This is a genomic window from Moellerella wisconsensis ATCC 35017 (genome assembly GCF_001294465.1).
Classification (GTDB): domain Bacteria; phylum Pseudomonadota; class Gammaproteobacteria; order Enterobacterales; family Enterobacteriaceae; genus Moellerella; species Moellerella wisconsensis.
The window spans coordinates 78,796-100,952 of record NZ_LGAA01000018.1; the positions used below are offsets into that span (position 1 = coordinate 78,796).

Below are 22,157 nucleotides of genomic sequence, written 5' to 3' on the forward strand. Positions count from 1 at the left end.
TTAATAAAAACCAAAGGCCGACTTCAATCTCAACAGATGAAGTCGGCCTTTGGCTTGTTACTGTGGGAATCGCTAGGTGTGATTCAAGCTAGCTAGCAATCTCAACAGCATAGTCAACTAAGGCTTTTAGCTGTAAGCAGCGTTGAGCGTCATGCTGATATTCAGCTAATAAGTGATTAATTTTTTCAATATACGCTTTGAGATTTGTTTCAGTTAAGATTTCTCGTCGATGATTTACCCAGCGATGTTGTTCTTCCAGTGATAAAATACCGGGGTAATTCCGCGCCTTATAGCGAAAGAATAGCGGCTCCATACGCGGATCTTCAAAGGTTAAATCCAAAGCCGGTAGATTTTGTGGTAGCGTTTTGCGGATAATATCCATCGCCGAGCGATCTGAAGGATTAAAAAAGCCGGAATAAAGCATCGCATCAACGTTAGTGGATTCTGCGAACGGTTCTGCTTGAGCAAACAGTTCTATTACCTTATTTCTGATCTCTGGGTGCCGCTTTAAAATTTCCAGATTTTGAGCGCAACGGTCGCGATCGATCGCTGTTCTTTCTGCATCTTGAGTTCGCAAGGTTTTTTCAGGGGCTAAAATAGGACATTTATTGATATGCACTAATTTAATAGGAACAGGCAATTCATCTGCGGCTAAATTGGCTCTCGGAGTATATAAACGGGTGCGTAGTGCTTCTGAATCTAGCGTTAATAACGGGCTAAGGTCTGCCATTAAATCGCACATAATCACTGCATTACGATTATCTGGATGCCATGCCAAAGGTGCGACTAAACTAATATTTGAACGCTGAGCACCAAACATACCTGAGACATGAACTAATGGAGTCATATCAACGATATCAATTAGCTGGCTAACTTTATTTTTGTTTCTTAACTCAAAGAAATAATTAAACATTCGTGGTTGGGCAGCTTTCAATTTCTTAGCCATCGCAATGGTAGCATCCACATCGGCCATCGCATCATGGGCATTCTCATGGAAAATTCCATTGGCGGCGGTTAAATGCTCTAAGCGAAAGCTGGGCAGCCCCAAATCATTTTCAGGCCACACAACCCCCTCTGGACGCAAGGCGAAGCAAGCACGGAGAACATCCATCAAATCCCAACGCGAATTACCTTGCTGCCAAGCATAAGCATAAGGGTCGTAAAAATTACGATATAAAATATTTCTGGTAACTTCATCATCGAAGCGAATATTATTATAGCCAATAATACAGGTCGATGGCTGACTAAAGACCTGATGAATACGGCGAGTAAACTCTGCTTCATTGACGCCTTTTTCACGGGCGAGTTGTGGCGTAATACCGGTGATCATCACAGCTTCGGGTTGGGGCAGATAATCATCGGTGGGCGCACAATAAAAAACGTGTGGCTCTTCAATAATATTAAAATCATAATCGGTTCTCACCCCAGCAAATTGTGCGGGGCGATCTAACGCAGGATGTTGCCCGAAAGTTTCATAATCGTGGAAGAAAAAGCTCGGTTGTTGTTTGTCATTTTTCAAAGTTATTTTCGTCCATCTTGTGTTTGTTCATCTTCGCTTGGTGGTGAAATACGATAAATATTCAGCGGCGAGGCGGCATCAGCCATCTTTGTTCTCTATGGTAAACCATATATGCCGAAATATGAAATTGCCGCCCCTGACAAATAAAAATAATTTTGCTGAAATTTTATTTAGTCGCGGGGGAGAAATAGCCATTCAATGATTGAGATTATCCCTATTTTAGAATGAAAATAGATATATTCCTGATATTGTTCGAGAGAGATTTATTAAATACTGCAGGGATAAAGATAGCCAGACGATAAATTGAACATAAACTATTTTTGTAACCTCGTATGAATAGAGGATGACGAAATATAGATTAACTTGCTAAAATTGAATAAAGTTTACTCATGCCACCTGCGTTATTTTCGTGTCTCTATATTGTCAGAGTAAGCTATATTCGTAGGGCATCTTTCTCAGTGTATATTACTGTGGATAGTAATAAAAGCAGCAAGTTTTGAAGGCGTCTTTTATAATGAATAGCTTAGTTGCTAGCATTAAACAGCCGATTTTATCCGATGTTTGTCCAGTTAATATTATTAGTGATCATTATCACAAAACGAATCTGTTAACGTTAACAATCGTGCTTAACATCACAAAAAATACTTGGCAGATTAGATTATTGACTATGTTAACCTTAACATTAGCGCCATACTGTTAGAAAAGAAAATGGACCCCCTCTATGAATAGTGAATCTAAAAAATATTATGCTTCATTAAGTGCATTATTATTTTTCTTTTTCTTTACTTGGTCATCGGCTTTTTCAGTGGTGGCGATTTGGTTAAGAAAGTTTGTTGGTTTAGAAGGCACCGATATTGGAATTATATTTTCCTGTATATCGATTGTGGCTTTATGTGCCCAGCCACTGTATGGCTTTATCCAAGATAAATTAGGACTAAAGAAAAACTTACTGTTTTATATTGCTGCGCTGTTAATTGGCTCCGGTCCATTTTTTATGATATTGGCCCCGTTATTACAGTGGAATATCTTTGTCGGTAGTATGATTGGTGGGTTATATGTAGGGATGACATTCAATGCGGGTATCGGGGTTTTAGAATCCTATACCGAGCGCGTTAGCCGTATGCGAGACTTTGAATACGGTAAAGCCAGAATGTGGGGATCGTTAGGCTGGGCAGCAGCAACGTTCTTCGCGGGGAGAAATATTAATATTAATCCAGATTATAACTTTATCATGGCCTCAGTTTCAGGCGTGATATTTATGGTTATTTTATTGCGCTTAAAAGCAGTAAAAACTAATGCATTAAATAACTTAGAATTTGGTAACCCAGCAGCAATTACAGTAAAAGATGCATTGCAACTGTTAGTATTACCTCGATTTTGGGCATTGATTTTATTTGTACTGGGTACCTGTATTTATGGTGTCTATGATCAGCAATTTATGGTGTATTTTGCCCAGCAGTTTGCTGATGAAAGTATGGGTAATGAGATGTACGGTTATTTGAATTCATTGCAGGTATTCTTAGAGGCGGGGGGGATGTTTTTAGCGCCGTATATTGTCAATCGCATTGGTGCTAAAAATGGACTGTTATTTGCTAGCTCAGTGATGGCATTGCGTATCATTGGCTCCGGGCTGGTGGACGGTCCGATTATGATCTCTGTAATGAAACTTTTGCATGCGGTTGAATTGCCTATCTTGCTGATTGCGATTTTTAAATATAACAGTAAACATTTTGATAAACGCTTATCTTCTACTTTATATTTAGTTGGTTTTAGCTGCATTACATCGATTGTTGCGAGTGTCCTCTCCCCATTAGCGGGATATGGTTATGATAAAATTGGTTTTGCTGATACTTATCTCATCATGGGTAGCTTCGTAATTATTACCACCGTTCTGTCTTATTTCTGTTTACGTAATGACTCCCCAGATGATCATAAACCCATTGCCGCCAATAATAACGGCAAGCTTAATTTAGTCGAAGACAAAGTAGCGAACTAATCTGAGGGTTCGCTGTTCTAACGGTATGTAGTAGTATTGTTTTATAGTCAACTGTTTATCGAGTTTTATAAAAAAAATTGTATAAATAAGCAGTAAAATCAATAAAATTGATAAACCGACTTGTAACTTAATAGCATTAGATTGTATTGTGTTAAGAATGCATTGTGTTTAAATATTTTTAACAGAGGGTCTTAAACATGGACAACGCCAACAAACAAACTTTCCAAAATGTACTGGAATTTGTGCGTATGTTTCGTCGTAAAAATAAAATTCGTCGCGAAATCACTGATAATGAGAAAAAAATTCGCGATAACCAGAAACGTGTTTTATTACTTGATAACCTGAGCGAGTATATTAAACCGGGCATGAGCATCGAAGATATCCAAGCAATTATCGCCAATATGCGCAGTGACTATGATGATCGTGTCGATGACTACATTATCAAAAATGCAGAACTTTCTAAAGAACGTCGCGAAATCTCTAAACAGTTAAAAGAGATGGGTGAGATCAGCAAGAAAGAAAAATAATTTGATAATGAGAGCTTAATTAGCCGTCATACTAATTATTTTATTACCGCCGACAGATCTATTCTGTCGGCGTTTTTTATGATTATTATCTTGATCTAAATAAGAAAATTGAGCGTCTTAATATACCATGCAATGGCCTATAAAAATCACCAATTTGGTCGCAATTGGCTATCTATCACTGCATAAACTTGGCCATAACTTTGGCGATCTTCGGCGAGTTTCTGAAGTTGTTTTGCCACATCATAGCGACTGACAATGCCGTGCGCTTCACCCACCAATAGCTCGCAATGACCGCTACCTGCGGTATTGACTAAGCCGCCGGGGCGCAGAATGGTAAATGCCAATTCACTGGTTTGAAGATAACTTTCGGCCATCGATTTATAGCGTACGGCACGGCCAAATAAGCTTTTGGCGCGCGGAGATAAACTGAGCCATGTGTCACCACAGCCAATAGACGTCACCAGCAATAGCCGGGAGATTGCGTGCTGTTCAGCCCGTTTAATTACAGTAAAGTTACCCGTAAAATCGGCATCCCCTCCGCCGAGAGTGCTGAAAATGATGCTGTTGGGGCTAGCATTTGAAAATAGGGTGTGGAGTGAGTTATCGACTACCGCATCGCCTAGATAGGTTTCAACCCCTAATTTACCGAGTTCCTTTGCGGTTGATTCGCTGCGTACTAGCGCGCTGATGTGATGTCCAGCAGCTAGCCCGAGATCAACTAAATGACGGCCGACACCTTTACTCGCGCCAAAAATAATCCACTGCGCCATAATACCCTCTAAATAATAATGATTATTATTCTATAGTATAGCTAAAGTATAACTAATTTATCAAAATCTATATCCATCTATAGATATTTATTAATAAATCAGAGGCTAATAAAGTGATCAGCAAGTAAAGAGGGGGGATAGATAAATACTAAAGATAGGCATATCGAAAGCCAGACGATCTTCGGGTGATAATTATTGGTGGTAAGAAAAAGAAAAACCCCCAGTGTGTTAATCACATAGGGGGTTTGGAATAGGCTAACCCATTGACTTAATGATGATTATTCAATAGGTGCTGGTTTGGCCATCTCAGCAGTAGCAACGTTGGTCGCGATATGACCACCTGCACCACCTTTTCCTTCGAAATTAACTGCTTCGCGTTGATAGATTTTAATTTCTATCGGTGCCTTAATTTCGTTAGGCGCAGGTGTTTTGGTCATTGGAGCATAGGCATGACGACCCGGCTCAACCACAATAACCGTGCTCACCACGTCTACCACAGCAACATCTTCTGTTTTCACTGTTTCAATTATTTCTGGCTCGGTTATTTCTGGCATGGCTGTGTCAGGAATCGCTGTGTCAGGAATAGTTATCTCAGGAATAGCTGTATCAGGATTAGCTACAGGTACACTTGCTGGTGAGGCGGCAGCTGAATGCGACGATCCGCCAGTACGTGCCGGTGCATGATTAGTCATCGCTGCATCGGTGCTAGCTACGTTCTGCTGTGGTTGTGGACTGATTGATTCAGGTTTAGCCTGTTCAATAGCAGGAGCATCAACGACTGGCTTGACAGCTTCAACAGGCTCATTGATAGCCGCAGTTGGCGAATAGGCCGGACTGTGGCTATGAGTTTCTGTGGAACGCGTGGTTTCTATCGATTGCGCTTTAGTTGTCACTGCAACTTCGGCAGGGGCGATATCTGTATTTTTACTGTCGTTATCCGCTGTGTTTTCAACTACATCCTTAACTACATCCTCAACGGTATTTTCAGCAACCGGGGCATTTTTCGCAGTAGATGCGTTAATGGCCGTTGCTGATTGCGCAGCAACTTTTGCTTGTTGAAGTGCATTAGCTTGCTGAAGTGCATTGGCTTCTTGTTCTAGCATCTCTTCATTAGTAATGATTGCTGGTGAATCATTTTGTGAAGTCATCAGTGAATAGTTAATCCACACTTTCCCAGATGCTAACTCAGGCGATGCGACGGCGGCAGTTAATGGTACAGGTGACTGCGTCAGATTACGTTCGTTACGGTAGCGACGACGACGTTGACCACTGACACGTAAATGGCGAGGTGAACGGCGAGAACGACGCGGAATGATGGTATCTTGTTTGTCACCATCAGCATTGTTTCCAATATTACTGCCAGGATTATTGCCGTTTTCATCGACATTATTCGCAGTAGCTACCGGGGCTTTAGCTTCGCGCACTGTTGTAGGTAACCCAGAGGCAATAGCGGCAGGGGAGCTAACCACAGGTTGTGCAGCGGTATTTGTTGCTGTTTTATTAACAGGCGCTGGTGTTTCCTGCGTTTTAGTGTCGGCTATAGTCGGCAAAATAACGTCATTATTATCAGTTGCTGCCTCAGTAACACGAACTTTTTGTGTTAATGGGCGACGTTGACGGCGCTGCATCGCTGGGCGTTGCTGCTCTTCTTTTGCTTCAACAACTTTTGCCTCAACAACGTCAGCAGATTTTGCAGTTGCAGCTGCAGTTGCGTCAGTTGCTTCTTGCTGAGCTTTGTTCGCTTGCTGTTGACGTTTTTCTTCTTGACGGCGACGACGTTCGGCACGTTGTTCGCGACGCAATTGCTGTTGAGCCTCACGAGCTTCATCATCAATTGGCGTTTCTGGCGTGGTATTGGCCGCTACTGGTGCGTTATTTTTAGCATTACGTAGTTTACGAGATGCATTGTCATCGGTCGATTGTGCTGCCGCTGGGCGATTTTGACGATTGTCACTGTTTTCATCGCGATCACGACGCGGACGACGATTATTGTTGCGACGATCGTTATTATTACGACGGCGATTATCGTTATTACTGCTGCCTGTATTATTACTCGGGCGTGCAGGTTCAGCGATAGGTGCAGTAACTTCAACCGGTTTATCTTCGCTAGCAAACAGTTTTTTGAAGAAGCTCGCAATGCGGGTAAATAAGCTGGGTTGTGGCTCAGTAGGTGCAATCTCCACCGGGCGTGTTTCTTTGGCCGGAGCTTCTTGCGCTTTAATTACTGGGACAACTTCATTATTTTCATGTTCTTGCAGGGCAAAAGCTGAAATTGCCGGTTGTTCTGGTAATTTACGCTCAGGGGTTGTTTCTTCGCTCGCATTTAACGCTTCAGCTTCATGATACTGCGCTAAATTGTAGCTCAGAGTATTAATTTCTTCGCCTTTACGAATACGTACCACGTTAAAATGCGGTGTTTGCATTTGATCGTTAGGCACGATAATTACCCGGACTAAGCGCTGGCGTTGTTCTATTTCACTGATAGCATTACGTTTTTCATTCAGTAAATAAGAAGCAATTTGCACCGGTACGATAGCATGTACTTCATGGGTGTTTTCTTTCAGCGCTTCTTCTTCAATTAAACGTAGAATCGACAGTGATAGCGATTCGTTATCTCGGATAGTACCCGTCCCACTACAACGCGGACAAACGTGATGGCTAGATTCACCCAGCGATGGACTTAAGCGCTGACGCGACATTTCCAGCAGACCGAAGCGCGAGATACGGGCGATTTGGATGCGGGCTCTGTCTTGGCGTACGGCTTCGCGCAGACGGTTTTCTACTTCACGTTGATGACGAACTGGGGTCATATCAATAAAGTCGATAACAATTAAGCCACCTAAGTCACGTAAACGTAATTGACGCGCGATTTCGTCAGCCGCTTCCAAGTTAGTATTAAACGCAGTTTCTTCGATATCCCCACCACGGGTTGAGCGTGAGGAGTTGATATCAATTGCGGTTAAAGCTTCAGTAGTATCGATAACCAGTGCGCCACCAGAAGGTAGACGAACTTCACGCTGGAAGGCAGATTCGATTTGCGATTCAATTTGGTAATGGCTAAATAATGGAATATCACCACTATAGTATTTGATTTTACTTGCAAAATCACCACGACCAATCGATTCAATATGGCTACGAGCCATATCAACAACTTTTGGATTATCTATCAGAATTTCACCAATATCTGGACGTAGATAATCACGGAATGCACGGACAATAACGTTACTTTCTTGGTGGATTAAGAACGGTGAGGGACGATTCTCAGCCGCTTTTTTAATCGCTTCCCAATGACGTAAACGGTATTGTAAATCTTGTTGCAGTGACTCGGCAGATTTGCCCACACCGGCAGTACGGACGATTAAGCCCATGCCTTCAGGGATTTCCAGCGAGGAGAGCGCTTCTTTAAGTTCTGTACGATCTTCACCTTCGATACGGCGAGATATACCGCCAGCACGTGGGTTATTTGGCATCAGGACTAAGTAACTTCCCGCTAAGCTAATAAAGGTGGTTAACGCGGCGCCTTTATTGCCTCGTTCTTCTTTATCAACTTGTACTATCACTTCTTGGCCTTCTCTCAACACATCTTTAATGTTAGGACGACCGTGGGCATGATAGTTACTAGGGAAGTATTCGCGGGCAATTTCTTTAATAGGTAGGAAACCATGTCTTTCAGCGCCATAATCAACAAAAGCAGCTTCAAGACTCGGTTCAATACGGGTGATTTTACCTTTGTATATGTTGGCTTTTTTTTGCTCATGACCTGGGCTTTCGATGTCCAAATCATAAAGACGCTGCCCGTCAACAAGGGCAACTCGCAACTCTTCTTGTTGAGTCGCGTTGATTAACATTCTTTTCATTATAACTTACTCATTATTCGTACTTACTTTCAATAAAGAGCAACGAAAAAATGGTGCTACTGTAAACCGATGGCCCCGTGACTTTTACAGGATCGTCAGCCTCGCGGATGTCGACTGTATAGAGGCGCGTTATTTTTCGGTGAACCTGATTTTTCGATTAAAAATTCAGCGTTCTTAATCGAGGCACCGTAGCTATTAAAACAATACGATTAGTCCCCGACCCAATAAGCAATTATTCGCTGCTCGCTAATTATTTGATTTTGCTTAACGTCTTACGCCATTGCAGCGTTATTACTCAATCAAACAGCTAAATATCTTACTTTCTTACTTTATTTGCCAATTATTGTTTTAAAGAAACATTCTGACAGTTATGCATTATTCCATTGCTGCTAGCAATATAGCAAGGAGCCATTGCAGCTTTATTGAAATTTTATTTATAAAAAGTATAAATCAGCTATTATTTGCGCAGTTTTAAAATATTTAGAAAAACTTTTTCAAATATCGGTAAGATATTAGATTCGCTTTTGCGGATCTTTCAACCATCAAGAGTTAGCACATTTCCTAATGAAAACACAAAACCAAGTTCAGTTTATTGATATCAGTGAGGACGAAGCAGGGCAGCGCATTGATAATTTCCTGTTGGCCCGCTTAAAAGGCGTACCAAAAAGTATGATTTACCGCATTATTCGCAAAGGTGAAGTGCGGGTAAATAAAGGCCGTATAAAGCCCGAGTATAAATTGTGCTCAGGCGATAGCGTGCGTATACCTCCGGTTCGTGTGGCAGAAAAAGAACAATCAAATGTTTCTGCCAGTTTAACCAAAGTTGCTGCTTTGGCTGATTGCATCCTGTATGAAGATGATGTCATTTTGGTGCTGAATAAACCTTCGGGTACCGCAGTGCATGGGGGGAGCGGGCTAAGTTTTGGCGTGATTGAAGGTTTACGTGCATTACGCCCAGAAGCGCGTTTCTTAGAATTAGTCCACCGTTTAGACCGCGATACCTCCGGTGTATTATTGGTGGCAAAAAAGCGCTCCGCTTTGCGTGCGCTACATGAGCAATTGCGTTTAAAACAGATGCAAAAAGATTATATGGCGCTGGTACGGGGTCAGTGGCAGTCCCATGTGAAGACTATTCAAGCTCCATTATTGAAAAATATTTTGCAAAGCGGTGAGCGCGTTGTCAAAGTGAACAGTGAAGGAAAACCATCAGAAACGCGGTTTAAAATTGAAGAACGTTTTGAACATGCTACTTTGGTTAAAGCCAGCCCAGTGAGCGGGCGTACCCATCAAATTCGAGTACATGCATTACATGCCGGTCATCCGATTGCCTGCGATGATCGTTATGGTGATACGCAATTTGATAGCCAATTGGCCGATACCGGACTTAATCGTTTATTTCTGCATGCTAGTGCGTTGAAGTTTACCCATCCTCAGAGTGGCGAAGAAATGCGAGTTCAAGCACCGCTCGATGCGAAATTAATGAAATGTTTGAAAGTATTAAGAAACAAAAAATAATAATTAGTTATGCGATAGATGATCAACAAGCTGATAGACGTAAACCAGCCATCGGTCAATTAAGCTGACCAAAAGGTGGGGGAAATCGCCTATCAACTATATTAGTCTATCAACTATATTAGTCCATCAACTATATTAACAGGTCATGGCTATAGGCCATTAAAAGCACGCTATTTATTTTTTTGGTGTATTGGTTAGATGGTCAATCAATGTAGCTAACCAATGCAGCATAGATAAATAGCGATTGCTTATCGATAATTTATTTTTTAGCCGTTCTCTATTAACTCTGAAAATTTAATGCTTGGTGAGCAATCTGGCTAAGCAATTCTGATGATTGATTAATAAATCGTTGTATTTCGGATATTGCACCCCGTTAGCGTTCTAATGGATTAATTCCATGTTTGCGCAGCATCTCTAATAAAAGAATGAGCGGTAATCCAATTAGCGTATTGGGGTCGCGTCCTTCGAGCCTATCAAATAATGCAATTCCCAAACCTTCGGATTTAAAACTGCCAGCACATTGATACGGTGTTTCTTTGTTGAGATAGTTCGCAATTTCATGATCAGTCAATTGACGAAAATGTACCTTGAACGGTTCACAATGAACATCATAATGCCCGTTACTGCTGTCTAGCAGGCATAAGCCGGTATAAAAAGCGACGCATTTCCCAGAAGCCGCGCGTAATTGTTTGACTGCATTATCGAAGTTATGTGGCTTGCCGCAGATTTTGCCATCGATCACACAGACTTGATCACTACCAATAATTAAATGTTGTGGATACAGTTCTCGTAATGCACCGGCTTTATCGTGAGCCAAACGGGTGACCAACGCCTCTGCGGATTCATTGAGTACCGGCGACTCATCGATATTCGGCGCGGCGGTTAAAAAAGGTAGGCCGAGCTTCTTTAATAGCCCTTGTCGAAATTCAGAAGTAGACGCTAAAACAATTGATTTCATAATTTTTCTCAAAATTCGTAGCCAAATGGTATAACTCATTCTAAACTATCCGCCGCTCAATGAGCGATTTTTTGGTGGAAAGGTGAGTTAGCTCGCCTTTTTCTTTGACTCTAGCTCATTACAAAGTTAATATGCGCGCCTTATGCAAAAGGTAAAATTACCCCTAACTATCGACGCAAAGCGTGCTGCTCAGAAAAAACTCGACTATGTCGGGAGCTATACCCCTGAGCAAGTTGCCCGTGTCGCAGAGTCGGTAGTCAGTGTGGACAGTGATGTAGATAGCGAATTATCATTTGATATTGATAATCAACGTTTGACAGTAGTAAGGGGAAGTTCGGTAACGGACGTCACTTTAGAGTGTCAGCGTTGTGGTCAACATTTTCATCGCCATGTCCACGTAACATATTGTTTTAGCCCTGTCGTCAATGATGAGAAGGCCGAGGCATTACCGGAAGAATATGAGCCAATTGAGATTGATGATTTTGGCGAAATTAGTTTGCTGTCGATGATAGAAGATGAAATAATTCTGTCACTGCCGGCATATCCGGTACATGATTCTGAACACTGTGAAGTGTCCGAAGCGGACATGGTATATGGTAAACTGCCTTCCGAGGTGGAAAAACCAAATCCATTTGCCGCATTAGCCAGTTTAAAGAAAAGTACTTAAAGGAGTAAGGTCAATGGCCGTACAACAAAATAAACCAACTCGTTCAAAACGCGGTATGCGTCGTTCACATGATGCACTGACTGCAACCCTTTTATCTGTAGATAAAACTTCAGGTGAAACCCATCTGCGTCACCATGTGACTGCTGATGGCTACTACCGTGGCCGCAAGGTTATCAACAAGTAGTTTCTGCTTTCATTAGCAAGTTGATACCTTGACTAATCTAACCATTGCGTTAGATGCCATGGGCGGGGATGTAGGTCCCCGCGTCATAGTGCCTGCTGCATTGCAGGCTCTAGCATCTAATCCAACACTTAAGTTACTGCTAGTCGGTAAACCAGACGCAATACAACCACTGCTTGCACCCTTTGCCCATGACAGCAAAGCCGCGGAGCTGGTTTCGCGTATTCAAATTATTCCAGCTGATAACATCATTGCCAACGAGGCAAAACCTTCTCAGGCCATCCGCCAGAGCAAAGGAACATCAATGCGTATCGCGCTTGATTTGGTGAAATCGGGGGAAGCTCAAGCGTGTGTTAGCGCCGGTAATACAGGTGCATTGATGGGATTAGCGAAGTTGATGCTTAAATCTATCGATGGAATTGATCGTCCTGCGTTGATGACCGTTTTACCTAATATCGAAAAAGGCAAAACGGTGGTGTTAGATTTGGGCGCAAATGTGAACTGTGATAGCCAAATGTTGGTGCAGTTTGCGGTGATGGGCGCGGTAATGGCCGAAGAATTAGCCGGTATTCAGCACCCTAAAGTTGCCTTGTTGAATATTGGCGAAGAAGACAGTAAAGGTTTAGATAATATCCGCGAAGCCGCCGCAGTGTTAAAACAAACGGCATCCATCAACTACATTGGTTATGTTGAAGGCAATGATTTATTGACCGGCAAAACTGATGTCTTGGTGTGTGACGGCTTCGCAGGTAATGTCACGCTGAAAACAATGGAAGGGATCGTCCGGATTATTCTTTCATTGTTGAAATCAGCAAGTACAAAGAACAAAAAACCGTCATGGTGGGTTCAACTGGCTAAAAAATGGATTAAAAAACGCATAATAAAGCGTTTTGGGGAGCTGAACCCCGACCAGTATAATGGCGCAACTCTGTTAGGATTAAAGGGTATTGTCATTAAGAGTCACGGTGCGGCTAATGAGCAAGCATTTATCGCTGCGATTGAACATGCCGTACACGCTGTCGAAAGGCAAGTACCGGACAGAATAGCTGCTCGTCTGAAGATCGTATTACCCAAGAGTGAACAATAATCCATGCATACTAAAATATTAGGCACAGGCAGTTATTTGCCACAGCAAGTTCGGACAAATTCTGATCTGGAAAAGATGGTTGATACCTCTGATGAGTGGATTGTAACTCGCACAGGCATTCATGAAAGACGCATTGCCGGTGAAAATGAAACTGTTTCCACCATGGGATTTACAGCAGCGCAACGTGCGATAGAGATGGCCGGCATTAATAAAGCCGATATTGACCTGATCATCGTGGCGACTACTTCTGCGACGCATGCATTTCCAAGTGCAGCTTGTCAAATTCAGCAATTGCTGGAAATTAATGATTGCGCTGCATTTGATGTTGCTGCCGCTTGTGCTGGATTTACTTATGCGCTAAGTATTGCCGATCAATTCGTGAAAACCGGAATGTCCAAAACAGCATTAGTGATTGGTGCTGATGCGTTATCAAAAACTGTTGATCCTACAGATCGCGGTACGGTTGTTTTGTTTGGTGATGCTGCCGGTGCGATGGTTGTTACCGCGTCTGAAACCCCAGGCATAATCTCAACACATTTGCATGCTGATGGCCGCTATGGCGAGCTATTAGCTTTACCACAGCCAACGCGTGGTTCCAATGAGCCGGCTTATTTAAGTATGACCGGTAATGAAGTCTTTAAAGTCGCGGTCAGAGAATTGGCTCATATTGTTGATGAAACATTGATCAAAAACGGGCTGGATAAATCACAGCTAGATTGGCTGGTTCCACATCAAGCCAATTTGCGTATTATTTCCGCAACGGCTAAAAAATTAGATATGACCATGGACAAAGTCGTGGTGACATTAGATCGCCACGGTAATACGTCTGCGGCATCCGTGCCGACGGCTTTTGATGAAGCTGTGCGTGATGGGCGTATCCAAAAAGGTCATTTAGTGCTGCTTGAAGCTTTCGGCGGCGGTTTTACTTGGGGCTCAGCCTTAGTCCGTTTTTAATAACTGAAAGCGCGGCGTATTGAGAATTCATTTTTAATTTATTGAGAAAATCGATATGACTCAATTTGCAATGGTATTTCCCGGCCAAGGGTCGCAATCTTTAGGCATGTTAGCTGCATTAGCCGCTGAGTTTCCAATTGTTGAACAAACATTTGCCGAGGCATCAGAGGTATTAGGTTACGATTTGTGGGCTTTAGTCCAAAATGGTCCTGAAGAAGAATTAAATAAGACTTGGCAAACTCAACCCGCACTATTAGCGGCATCGGTAGCTATTTTTCGTGTTTGGCAACAAAAACAAGCACCAATGCCACAAATTATGGCGGGACACAGTCTGGGTGAATATTCAGCACTGGTCTGCTCTCAAGTAATTGACTTTAAAGAAGCGATTAAATTAGTTGAATTACGTGGTAAACTAATGCAAGAAGCCGTTCCTGCGGGAACGGGCGCAATGTACGCGATTATCGGCTTAGATAATGCAGCTATAGAGCAGGCATGCCGTGAAGCCGCACAGGGCAGTATTGTTGCTCCTGTTAACTTTAACTCTCCGGGTCAAGTGGTTATTGCTGGTGAGAAAGCTGCGGTAGAACGTGCCGGTGCCGCCTGTAAAGCAGCAGGTGCTAAACGTGCATTACCATTATCTGTTAGTGTTCCTTCGCATTGTGCGTTGATGAAACCAGCAGCTGATAAATTAGCGCTAGCATTAAAAGACGTTAACTTTAAGCAACCTGTTGTGCCTGTGATCAATAATGTTGATGTCAAACAGGAACAGAACGCTGATAATATACGTGATGCACTTGTGCGTCAGTTGTATAATCCTGTTCGCTGGACCGAAACAGTTGAATATATTGCTGGACAAGGTGTAGAACAACTATTAGAAATAGGGCCGGGTAAAGTCCTTACAGGGTTAACCAAGCGTATAGTAACTAATTTAAGTGCAGCGGCGGTTAATGATCCCGCATCATTAAATGCTGCTCTAGATAACCTTTGAGGGCGACCATGAGCTTTGATGGAAAAATTGCACTTGTAACAGGCGCTAGCCGTGGAATTGGCCGTGCAATCGCTGAGAATTTAGCTCAGCGCGGAGCAATTGTCATTGGTACAGCAACAAGTGACAGCGGTGCAGAAGCAATAAGCACTTACCTGGGTGATAAAGGTAAAGGTTTTGCGTTAAATGTTACCGATCAAACATCAATTGACCAAACATTAGCCGATATTCGTAAAGAATTTGGCGAAATCGATATTTTGGTTAATAATGCGGGTATTACTCGTGATAACCTACTGATGCGTATGAAAGATGATGAATGGCAAGATATTATTGACACCAATCTTTCATCCGTTTACCGTCTGTCTAAAGCAGTAATACGTTCTATGATGAAAAAACGTTGTGGACGTATTATTTCTATCGCATCTGTTGTTGGTGTGATGGGTAATGCGGGACAGGCAAATTATTCGGCAGCGAAAGCTGGGCTAATTGGTTTTAGTAAATCATTGGCCCGTGAAATAGCTTCCCGAGGCATTACCGTGAATGTTGTTGCACCAGGTTTTATCGAAACTGATATGACTCGGGCATTGACAGACGAGCAGAGGGCAGGCATTTTATCTCAAGTTCCTGCTGACAGGCTAGGTGATGCAAAAGAAATAGCCAGTGCTGTAGCATTCTTAGCTTCAGATGAAGCAGCTTACATTACGGGTGAAACATTGCATGTCAATGGCGGCATGTACATGATTTAAGAAAATGGAGGAGTCCTTTTGCATTATTTGTGTTATGTAGCGCAAAATATTGCAAAAAAGCGATTCCAACAGCCGGGATTGGGTTGTATCTTTTCCTGTATTTCATAAACTACGAAAACCATCGCGAAAGCGAGTTTTGATAGGAATTTTAATAGTATGAGCACTATCGAAGAACGCGTTAAGAAAATCATCGTTGACCAATTGGGTGTTAAAGAGGACGAAGTTGTTAATACGGCTTCATTTGTTGATGACTTGGGCGCTGATTCTCTTGACACAGTTGAGCTGGTTATGGCTCTCGAAGAAGAGTTCGATTGCGAAATCCCTGACGAAGAAGCTGAAAAGATCACTACAGTACAGGCTGCTATCGACTACGTCTCGTCCGCAAGCAACTAATACTTATATACCATATCTAGGCGGTCACTCGACCGCCTATGTTTATCCCTTAACTTTTTCCCTCCTTGGAGGATAAGCGTGTCTAAACGTCGAGTCGTCGTAACTGGACTGGGCATGTTATCTCCTGTCGGCAATACAGTTGAATCATCATGGAAAGCTGTTTGTGACGGACAGAGTGGTATCAGCCTTATCGAGCATTTTGATACTACTAACCATGCAACGAAATTTGCTGGGGTAGTAAAAGAATTTAATCACGAAGATTATGGACTTTCCCGCAAAGATGCGCGGAAAATGGATCCATTTATTCAGTACGGGATTGCCGCAGGTCAACAAGCACTGCAAGATTCAGGGCTGGAAATAACAGAAGCCAATGCTACTCGTATCGGTGCAGCGATTGGTTCTGGTATTGGTGGATTAGGTCTTATTCAAGATAACTGTGAGTCTCTTGGTGCAGGTGGCCCACGTAAAGTGAGTCCTTTCTTTGTGCCTTCAACGATTATTAATATGGTTGCGGGTCACTTAAGCATCATACATGGTTTTAAAGGCCCATCAATTTCGATTGCTACTGCTTGTACCTCGGGTGTTCATAATATCGGTCATGCTGCGCGTATGATTGTTTATGGTGATGCTGATGTGATGATAGCGGGCGGTGCGGAAAAAGCGACCACCCCTTTGGGTGTGGCGGGTTTTGGTGCAGCGAGAGCATTATCGACGCGTAATGATGACCCGCAGGCGGCAAGCCGTCCTTGGGATAAAAATCGTGACGGTTTTGTGCTTGGTGACGGCGCGGGCATTATCGTGCTCGAAGAGTATGAGCATGCTAAAGCGCGTGGAGCCAAAATTTATGCTGAAATTGTTGGCTTTGGTATGAGCAGCGATGCTTACCACATGACGTCACCGGCAGAAAATGGTGAAGGTGCGGCATTAGCGATGGTCAATGCATTGAAAGATGCTCAGATTAGTGCTCAGGATATCGGTTACATCAATGCTCATGGCACATCAACGCATGCCGGTGATATTGCCGAAGCTCAAGCGGTTGAAACGGTCTTTGGGATGGGTACCGATGTGTTGGTCAGCTCGACAAAATCGATGACTGGTCATCTATTAGGTGCGGCTGGTGCAATTGAATCGATTTTCACCATTTTGGCGTTAAGAGATCAAATTGTCCCGCCGACAATTAACCTTGATGAGCCTGATGAAGCATGTAAACTGGATTTTGTCCCTGGCGCTGCGCGTAAAGTTGAAAATATGGAGTACGCACTGTGTAACTCTTTCGGCTTTGGTGGCACCAATGGCTCACTTATTTTCCGTAAAGTGAGTGACAGCTAAATATTTGTTAGTGTGTATTCTTTGATAGTGGGGATTTTTAACCTGCTATCAAGCGGCTAACACGCGACAATAAATATTAGTTAAAACAGTCATAACGACAAATATCCTGAAAGCCTCGGCATTTAACCGCCGAGGCTTTTTTGCATCGGACTTATCAGTCAGCTGAATTGACTCACTCCTGAATTGATATTACCATCTGATTTATCAGTATTAATTTAATTAAGAATAGCGATGACCTATTGGATTAATGGCAGCAAAACCGACACATTGTCCGCGAGCGATCGTGCTGTACAGTTCGGTGATGGTTGTTTTACTACTCTGAAAGTAGAGCGCCAACAGATAGTCATGCTGGAGCAACATCTTACGCGCTTGCGTACCGACACAATGCGTTTGCGTTTGCCGCCCCCAGATTGGCAGCAACTTCGCGCCCATTTAGTCAATATTGCTGAGCAACAATCCGAGACGATGGTGCTGAAAGTGATTATTAGCCGTGGGCAAGGCGGTCGGGGTTACAGTAGCGCGAATTTTACTGCACCGACGGTGATTGTTTCCGTCAGTCCTTATCCCCATCATTATCCATGTTGGCAGCAAGCGGGCATCGAATTGATCCTCAGCCCCATCCCCTTGGGTAAAAATCCCTATTTAGCCGGTATCAAACACCTTAATCGCTTAGAGCAGGTGCTTATCAAACAATATATCGATGACCAACAGGCTGATGAAGCTTTAGTCGTTGATATTGAAGGCTTATTGGTAGAATGTTGCAGTGCTAATATATTCTGGCGTCAGGGAGAGCAGGTATATACGCCATTGCTCGATAACGCTGGCGTGAATGGATTAATGCGTCAGCGTATCATACAGTTACTGGCGGATAGCCCATATACACTGCAGCAGGTGGCTGAGTCCCCACAGGCGTTAGCTCTGTGTGATGAGGTGCTGGTATGTAATACACTAATGCCAATTATACCGGTAAACGCCATTCGGTTACCGGAATCTTCCACTGTTTGGCATTATCAGTCACGGCATTTATTTAACTATTTGTTGCCAAGTTGCCAATAATTAATGCCAAATCAGCCCATAGGTTCAAAAATAGGTAAGTAATGAAATTAGCAAAACAGATAACTATTGGGGTGGTATTTATTGCCGTGGTAGCGGCGGCGACCCTGTATGTTCTTTATCAGCAGGTGGTAAGCTATGGGCATGAGCCAATCACCTTAAATGAAGATAAAATCTTTACGGTACCCGCTGGAACCGGGCGTATTGCGCTGGAAGGCCTATTAGTAGATGGTAAGATTATTGAAAAAAGTCCGGCATTCCAGTGGCTGTTAAAATTACAGCCTGAACTGGCGCAATTTAAAGCTGGAACGTATCGGCTACAACCTAAGATGACTGTCACTCAATTGCTGGCATTATTATCGAGCGGTAAAGAGGCTCAATTTACCATTCGTTTTATTGAAGGCAGCAAGCTCAGTGATTGGTCAGCAATATTACGAGACGCGCCGTATTTAACCCATGAAACTGAAGGGAAATCCTTGGAGCAATTAAGCGAATTGTTGGCGATAGAAACGCCAGATTCGCTGGAAGGATGGTTTTATCCTGATACTTATCACTATACCGCCAATACCAGTGACTTGGATATTTTAAAACGGGCGCACCAACAAATGAAAAGCGCATTGGATCAAGCTTGGAAAGGGCGAGACAAAACATTGCCTTATACACGTCCTTATGAAATGCTGATCATGGCATCTATTGTTGAAAAAGAAACCGGTGTAGAGCACGAGCGTTCCAAGGTGGCCTCCGTGTTTACTAATCGATTGAAGAAAAATATGCGGTTACAAACTGATCCGACGGTAATTTATGGTTTAGCCGAGAAATACCGAGGCACGATTTATCGTAGCGATTTAAATAATTATACCCCGTATAATACTTATCTTATCGATGGATTACCGCCAACACCGATTGCGATGCCTGGTCTGGCCTCGCTCAAAGCGGCGGCACATCCTGCGACCACTGATTATTTATATTTTGTGGCCGATGGCACGGGTGGGCATACATTCAGCACTAATTTGAACGATCATAATCGTGCGGTTAAAGTGTATCGGCAGTTACAAAAATAACATTAATGGATAGCATGAAAAATCATTACATTGTCATTGAAGGTCTAGAAGGCGCAGGGAAAACCTCCGCGATTAATACGGTCATTGATACGCTGGCGGAGGTTGGGGTGCATAATATCACTTTTACCCGCGAGCCAGGAGGCACACCGTTAGCGGAGAAACTGCGTGACTTGATAAAACAGGGGATAGAGAGTGACCCTGTCACAGATAAGGCCGAATTATTAATGTTATATGCGGCGCGAGTGCAACTGGTAGAAACCGTGATTAAACCAGCGTTAGCCCGTGGGTGTTGGGTGGTTGGTGATCGTCATGATCTCTCCTCGCAAGCATATCAAGGCGGAGGACGCGGTATCGATCAACAACTGATGCAGTCACTGAGAACCTTGGTACTTGGCGAGTTTAAACCATCGCTGACTTTGTATCTGGATTTAGATCCTGAAATAGGCCTACAACGTGCACGTTCTCGCGGTGAGTTAGACCGAATTGAAAAACAATCTCTCGACTTTTTTCACCGTACCCGAGCGCGATATTTAGAGTTAGCCGCGGTAGATGACACTATCTTGACTATTGATGCCAGCCAAAATTTCGCGCAAGTTCAAGCCAGTATTCGCCAGACATTACAGCAATGGCTTGCTCAGCAGGAAGCATAATTGATGAACTGGTATCCGTGGCTGAATAAAATCTATCGCCCGATAATTAATGCTTATCAGCAAGGTAAGGGGCATCATGCGTTGCTGATCCATGCGCTTGATGGAAATGGAGCTGATGCATTGTGCTACGCTATCAGCCGTTGGTTAATGTGTCAGTCGCCCGACGGATTAAAAAGCTGCGGTCATTGTCATAGTTGCCGTTTGATGTTAGCAGGTACACATCCTGACCACACCGTGCTCAGCCCGGAGAAAGGCAAAACCAGTATTAGCGTAGATGCGGTCAGAAAGCTGATCGAAAAATTGTCCTCTCATTCTCAGCAAGGCGGCGCTAAAGTTGTGTGGATCCCCAACACTGAAGCTTTAACCGATGCGGCGGCAAATGCATTGTTAAAGACGCTGGAAGAACCCGCGCAATCGACCTTTTTTATTTTGCAGTGCCAGCGACCAGAAACGCTGCTGGCTACGTTGAGAAGTCGCTGTTTTTATCATTATCTTGCAGTGCCTGACAGTGATAGCGCTTGGTTTTGGCTGCATAAAAACTTCCCCCAAGTGCCTTACTCCGATGCAGTAACCGCGTTACGTTTATCGCAAGGCGCACCTGTGGCCGCGGCTAAGTTATTAGAAACCACTCATTGGCAGCAACGCCAGCAATTTTGCCATGCATTATCGGCAGCGTTACAGCAGCAGGACATGTTATCGTTATTACCGGCATTAAATCAGGAGGGGATGACAACTCGACTTTATTGGTTGATGGGGTTACTCACTGATGCGATGAAGTACCAACAAGGGGCAGCTGAGTTTTGCAGTAATCAAGATCAGCTCCCTTTAATCGCCCAACTTGCCAACATACAGGCGCCCTCTCAATTGTTGGCTGCCTTTGATAAATGGCAAAATTGCCACCATCAATTACTGACAGTAACCAGTTTAAATCAAGAGCTGATACTGACTAACCAGTTATTAGATTGGGAAAAATCGTTAGTTATGACGTCAAAATAATTGACCAAAATAGCTTTAAAATAAAAATACCCGTAAAAATAAGAGTTAAATATGTTTTTAGTTGATTCGCACTGTCATCTCGATTGCTTAGATTATGAAAAACTACATACTAGCGTCGATGATGTGATAGCCAAAGCTCAGCAACGTGATGTCCAGTTTATGTTGGCCGTCGCAACGACCTTGCCGGGTTTTGAGAAGATGAAAGATCTGATTGGATCGCGAGATAATGTGGCTTTTTCATGTGGGATCCATCCACTAAATTTAGACGAAGGTCATGATTTTGAACGATTGGCTTCGCTAGCTGCACAATCTGAGGTCGTGGCGCTAGGTGAAACCGGTCTAGATTATTATTATCAAAAAGATAATGCCGAATTGCAGCAAACCTCGTTTCGTCAGCATATTCGTATTGGTCGTCAATTGAATAAACCGGTGATTGTTCATACCCGCGATGCCCGTAACGATACCTTAAATATTCTGCGTGAGGAGCATGCCGAAGAGTGTGGCGGCGTGTTACATTGCTTTACTGAGGATAAGCAGACGGCAGTAGAATTGCTGGATTTAGGTTTTTATATCTCATTTTCTGGCATTGTTACTTTCCGTAATGCCGAGCAAATTCGAGAAGCCGCGCGCATTGTACCACTTGATCGTATTTTAATTGAGACGGACTCACCGTATTTAGCGCCTGTTCCTCATCGTGGTAAAGAAAATCAACCTGCATACGTTCGGGATGTTGCTGAGTATATGGCGGTATTAAAAGGTGTCAGCGTGGAACAACTGGCCGAAGCCACTACAGAGAATTTTAATCGCCTGTTCCATTTAAATGTCGATCAGCCAGCTGAGTAAGTTTGAGCCCGGCGCTAATTATCTGCTAGCTATTACCTGTTTAGTTATTATCATTCTATATTAGGGGATT

Annotated in this window: 20 protein-coding genes; 16 read left to right on the forward strand and 4 right to left on the reverse strand. The window is 43.2% G+C overall.

Going from position 1 to position 22,157, the window contains the following annotated elements; translation table 11 throughout:
- Positions 1 to 88: 88 nt before the first annotated feature.
- Positions 89 to 1,519, reverse strand: a complete 1,431-nt coding sequence (gene sbcB / locus M992_RS08485; protein ID WP_053908142.1) for an exodeoxyribonuclease I — start codon at positions 1,517 to 1,519, stop codon at positions 89 to 91.
- A gap of 721 nt (positions 1,520 to 2,240) precedes the next feature.
- Here sbcB and M992_RS08495 point away from each other — a divergent pair.
- Both M992_RS08495 and tmaR read left to right on the forward strand, forming a co-directional pair.
- Positions 2,241 to 3,515, forward strand: coding sequence for an MFS transporter (locus M992_RS08495; RefSeq protein ID WP_072165937.1), 1,275 nt, complete (start codon positions 2,241 to 2,243; stop codon positions 3,513 to 3,515).
- A gap of 197 nt (positions 3,516 to 3,712) precedes the next feature.
- A complete protein-coding gene (gene tmaR, locus M992_RS08500) occupies positions 3,713 to 4,042 on the forward strand; it encodes a PTS system regulator TmaR (protein ID WP_053908144.1) in 330 nt (109 codons plus the stop codon).
- Between the two features lie 146 nt (positions 4,043 to 4,188).
- On the opposite strand, the gene M992_RS08505 is transcribed toward tmaR, so the two are convergent.
- Both M992_RS08505 and rne read right to left on the reverse strand, forming a co-directional pair.
- Entirely contained in the window at positions 4,189 to 4,812 is a 624-nt protein-coding gene (locus M992_RS08505) for an SDR family oxidoreductase (RefSeq protein ID WP_053908145.1), read from the reverse strand.
- 278 nt (positions 4,813 to 5,090) lie between these two features.
- A complete protein-coding gene (gene rne / locus M992_RS08510) occupies positions 5,091 to 8,669 on the reverse strand; it encodes a ribonuclease E (RefSeq protein ID WP_053908146.1) in 3,579 nt (1,192 codons plus the stop codon).
- 564 nt (positions 8,670 to 9,233) lie between these two features.
- On the opposite strand from rne, the gene rluC reads away from it, so the two are divergent.
- The gene (gene rluC / locus M992_RS08515) at positions 9,234 to 10,184 is read left to right on the forward strand and encodes a 23S rRNA pseudouridine(955/2504/2580) synthase RluC (protein ID WP_053908147.1); all 951 of its coding nucleotides are present in this window, start codon (positions 9,234 to 9,236) and stop codon (positions 10,182 to 10,184) included.
- A gap of 373 nt (positions 10,185 to 10,557) precedes the next feature.
- Here rluC and M992_RS08520 read toward each other — a convergent pair whose 3' ends face one another.
- Positions 10,558 to 11,142 carry a Maf family protein gene (locus tag M992_RS08520; protein ID WP_053908525.1) on the reverse strand — a complete coding sequence of 195 codons (585 nt, stop codon included), beginning with the start codon at positions 11,140 to 11,142 and terminating at the stop codon, positions 10,558 to 10,560.
- 142 nt (positions 11,143 to 11,284) lie between these two features.
- Between M992_RS08520 and yceD the strand changes: the two genes are divergently transcribed.
- The 13 genes from yceD to M992_RS08585 all read left to right on the forward strand — a co-directional run bounded on the left by yceD (position 11,285) and on the right by M992_RS08585 (position 22,087).
- Positions 11,285 to 11,809, forward strand: coding sequence for a 23S rRNA accumulation protein YceD (gene yceD, locus M992_RS08525; RefSeq protein WP_047256951.1), 525 nt, complete (start codon positions 11,285 to 11,287; stop codon positions 11,807 to 11,809).
- A gap of 13 nt (positions 11,810 to 11,822) precedes the next feature.
- The gene (gene rpmF / locus M992_RS08530) at positions 11,823 to 11,993 is read left to right on the forward strand and encodes a 50S ribosomal protein L32 (RefSeq protein ID WP_047256950.1); all 171 of its coding nucleotides are present in this window, start codon (positions 11,823 to 11,825) and stop codon (positions 11,991 to 11,993) included.
- Between the two features lie 28 nt (positions 11,994 to 12,021).
- On the forward strand, positions 12,022 to 13,077 hold the full coding sequence (gene plsX, locus M992_RS08535; protein WP_072057362.1) for a phosphate acyltransferase PlsX: 1,056 nt from the start codon (positions 12,022 to 12,024) through the stop codon (positions 13,075 to 13,077).
- A 3-nt stretch (positions 13,078 to 13,080) separates the two neighbouring features.
- A complete protein-coding gene (locus M992_RS08540; RefSeq protein WP_047256949.1) occupies positions 13,081 to 14,031 on the forward strand; it encodes a beta-ketoacyl-ACP synthase III in 951 nt (316 codons plus the stop codon).
- A 55-nt stretch (positions 14,032 to 14,086) separates the two neighbouring features.
- Positions 14,087 to 15,019, forward strand: coding sequence for an ACP S-malonyltransferase (gene fabD / locus M992_RS08545; RefSeq protein WP_053908148.1), 933 nt, complete (start codon positions 14,087 to 14,089; stop codon positions 15,017 to 15,019).
- An 8-nt stretch (positions 15,020 to 15,027) separates the two neighbouring features.
- A complete protein-coding gene (fabG, locus tag M992_RS08550) occupies positions 15,028 to 15,762 on the forward strand; it encodes a 3-oxoacyl-ACP reductase FabG (RefSeq protein WP_047256947.1) in 735 nt (244 codons plus the stop codon).
- A gap of 156 nt (positions 15,763 to 15,918) precedes the next feature.
- A complete protein-coding gene (acpP, locus tag M992_RS08555; protein ID WP_047256946.1) occupies positions 15,919 to 16,155 on the forward strand; it encodes an acyl carrier protein in 237 nt (78 codons plus the stop codon).
- A gap of 78 nt (positions 16,156 to 16,233) precedes the next feature.
- The gene (fabF, locus tag M992_RS08560; RefSeq protein WP_072165938.1) at positions 16,234 to 17,484 is read left to right on the forward strand and encodes a beta-ketoacyl-ACP synthase II; all 1,251 of its coding nucleotides are present in this window, start codon (positions 16,234 to 16,236) and stop codon (positions 17,482 to 17,484) included.
- A gap of 231 nt (positions 17,485 to 17,715) precedes the next feature.
- A complete protein-coding gene (gene pabC / locus M992_RS08565) occupies positions 17,716 to 18,540 on the forward strand; it encodes an aminodeoxychorismate lyase (RefSeq protein ID WP_053908150.1) in 825 nt (274 codons plus the stop codon).
- 41 nt (positions 18,541 to 18,581) lie between these two features.
- Positions 18,582 to 19,598, forward strand: coding sequence for an endolytic transglycosylase MltG (gene mltG, locus M992_RS08570; RefSeq protein WP_053908151.1), 1,017 nt, complete (start codon positions 18,582 to 18,584; stop codon positions 19,596 to 19,598).
- A gap of 14 nt (positions 19,599 to 19,612) precedes the next feature.
- On the forward strand, positions 19,613 to 20,248 hold the full coding sequence (gene tmk / locus M992_RS08575) for a dTMP kinase (RefSeq protein WP_053908152.1): 636 nt from the start codon (positions 19,613 to 19,615) through the stop codon (positions 20,246 to 20,248).
- A gap of 3 nt (positions 20,249 to 20,251) precedes the next feature.
- On the forward strand, positions 20,252 to 21,244 hold the full coding sequence (holB, locus tag M992_RS08580; protein ID WP_053908153.1) for a DNA polymerase III subunit delta': 993 nt from the start codon (positions 20,252 to 20,254) through the stop codon (positions 21,242 to 21,244).
- A 51-nt stretch (positions 21,245 to 21,295) separates the two neighbouring features.
- Positions 21,296 to 22,087: a metal-dependent hydrolase gene (locus M992_RS08585; protein WP_053908154.1), complete on the forward strand. Its 792-nt coding sequence runs from the start codon at positions 21,296 to 21,298 to the stop codon at positions 22,085 to 22,087.
- Positions 22,088 to 22,157 lie beyond the last annotated feature (70 nt).

Coding starts and splice junctions, on each gene's coding strand:
- M992_RS08495 (WP_072165937.1), top strand. CDS start 2,241: ATGAATAGTGAATCTAAAAAATATTATGCTTCATTAAGTGCATTATTA.
- tmaR (WP_053908144.1), top strand. CDS start 3,713: ATGGACAACGCCAACAAACAAACTTTCCAAAATGTACTGGAATTTGTG.
- M992_RS08505 (WP_053908145.1), bottom strand. CDS start 4,812: ATGGCGCAGTGGATTATTTTTGGCGCGAGTAAAGGTGTCGGCCGTCAT.
- rne (WP_053908146.1), bottom strand. CDS start 8,669: ATGAAAAGAATGTTAATCAACGCGACTCAACAAGAAGAGTTGCGAGTT.
- rluC (WP_053908147.1), top strand. CDS start 9,234: ATGAAAACACAAAACCAAGTTCAGTTTATTGATATCAGTGAGGACGAA.
- M992_RS08520 (WP_053908525.1), bottom strand. CDS start 11,142: ATGAAATCAATTGTTTTAGCGTCTACTTCTGAATTTCGACAAGGGCTA.
- yceD (WP_047256951.1), top strand. CDS start 11,285: ATGCAAAAGGTAAAATTACCCCTAACTATCGACGCAAAGCGTGCTGCT.
- rpmF (WP_047256950.1), top strand. CDS start 11,823: ATGGCCGTACAACAAAATAAACCAACTCGTTCAAAACGCGGTATGCGT.
- M992_RS08540 (WP_047256949.1), top strand. CDS start 13,081: ATGCATACTAAAATATTAGGCACAGGCAGTTATTTGCCACAGCAAGTT.
- fabD (WP_053908148.1), top strand. CDS start 14,087: ATGACTCAATTTGCAATGGTATTTCCCGGCCAAGGGTCGCAATCTTTA.
- fabG (WP_047256947.1), top strand. CDS start 15,028: ATGAGCTTTGATGGAAAAATTGCACTTGTAACAGGCGCTAGCCGTGGA.
- acpP (WP_047256946.1), top strand. CDS start 15,919: ATGAGCACTATCGAAGAACGCGTTAAGAAAATCATCGTTGACCAATTG.
- pabC (WP_053908150.1), top strand. CDS start 17,716: ATGACCTATTGGATTAATGGCAGCAAAACCGACACATTGTCCGCGAGC.
- mltG (WP_053908151.1), top strand. CDS start 18,582: ATGAAATTAGCAAAACAGATAACTATTGGGGTGGTATTTATTGCCGTG.
- tmk (WP_053908152.1), top strand. CDS start 19,613: ATGAAAAATCATTACATTGTCATTGAAGGTCTAGAAGGCGCAGGGAAA.
- holB (WP_053908153.1), top strand. CDS start 20,252: ATGAACTGGTATCCGTGGCTGAATAAAATCTATCGCCCGATAATTAAT.
- M992_RS08585 (WP_053908154.1), top strand. CDS start 21,296: ATGTTTTTAGTTGATTCGCACTGTCATCTCGATTGCTTAGATTATGAA.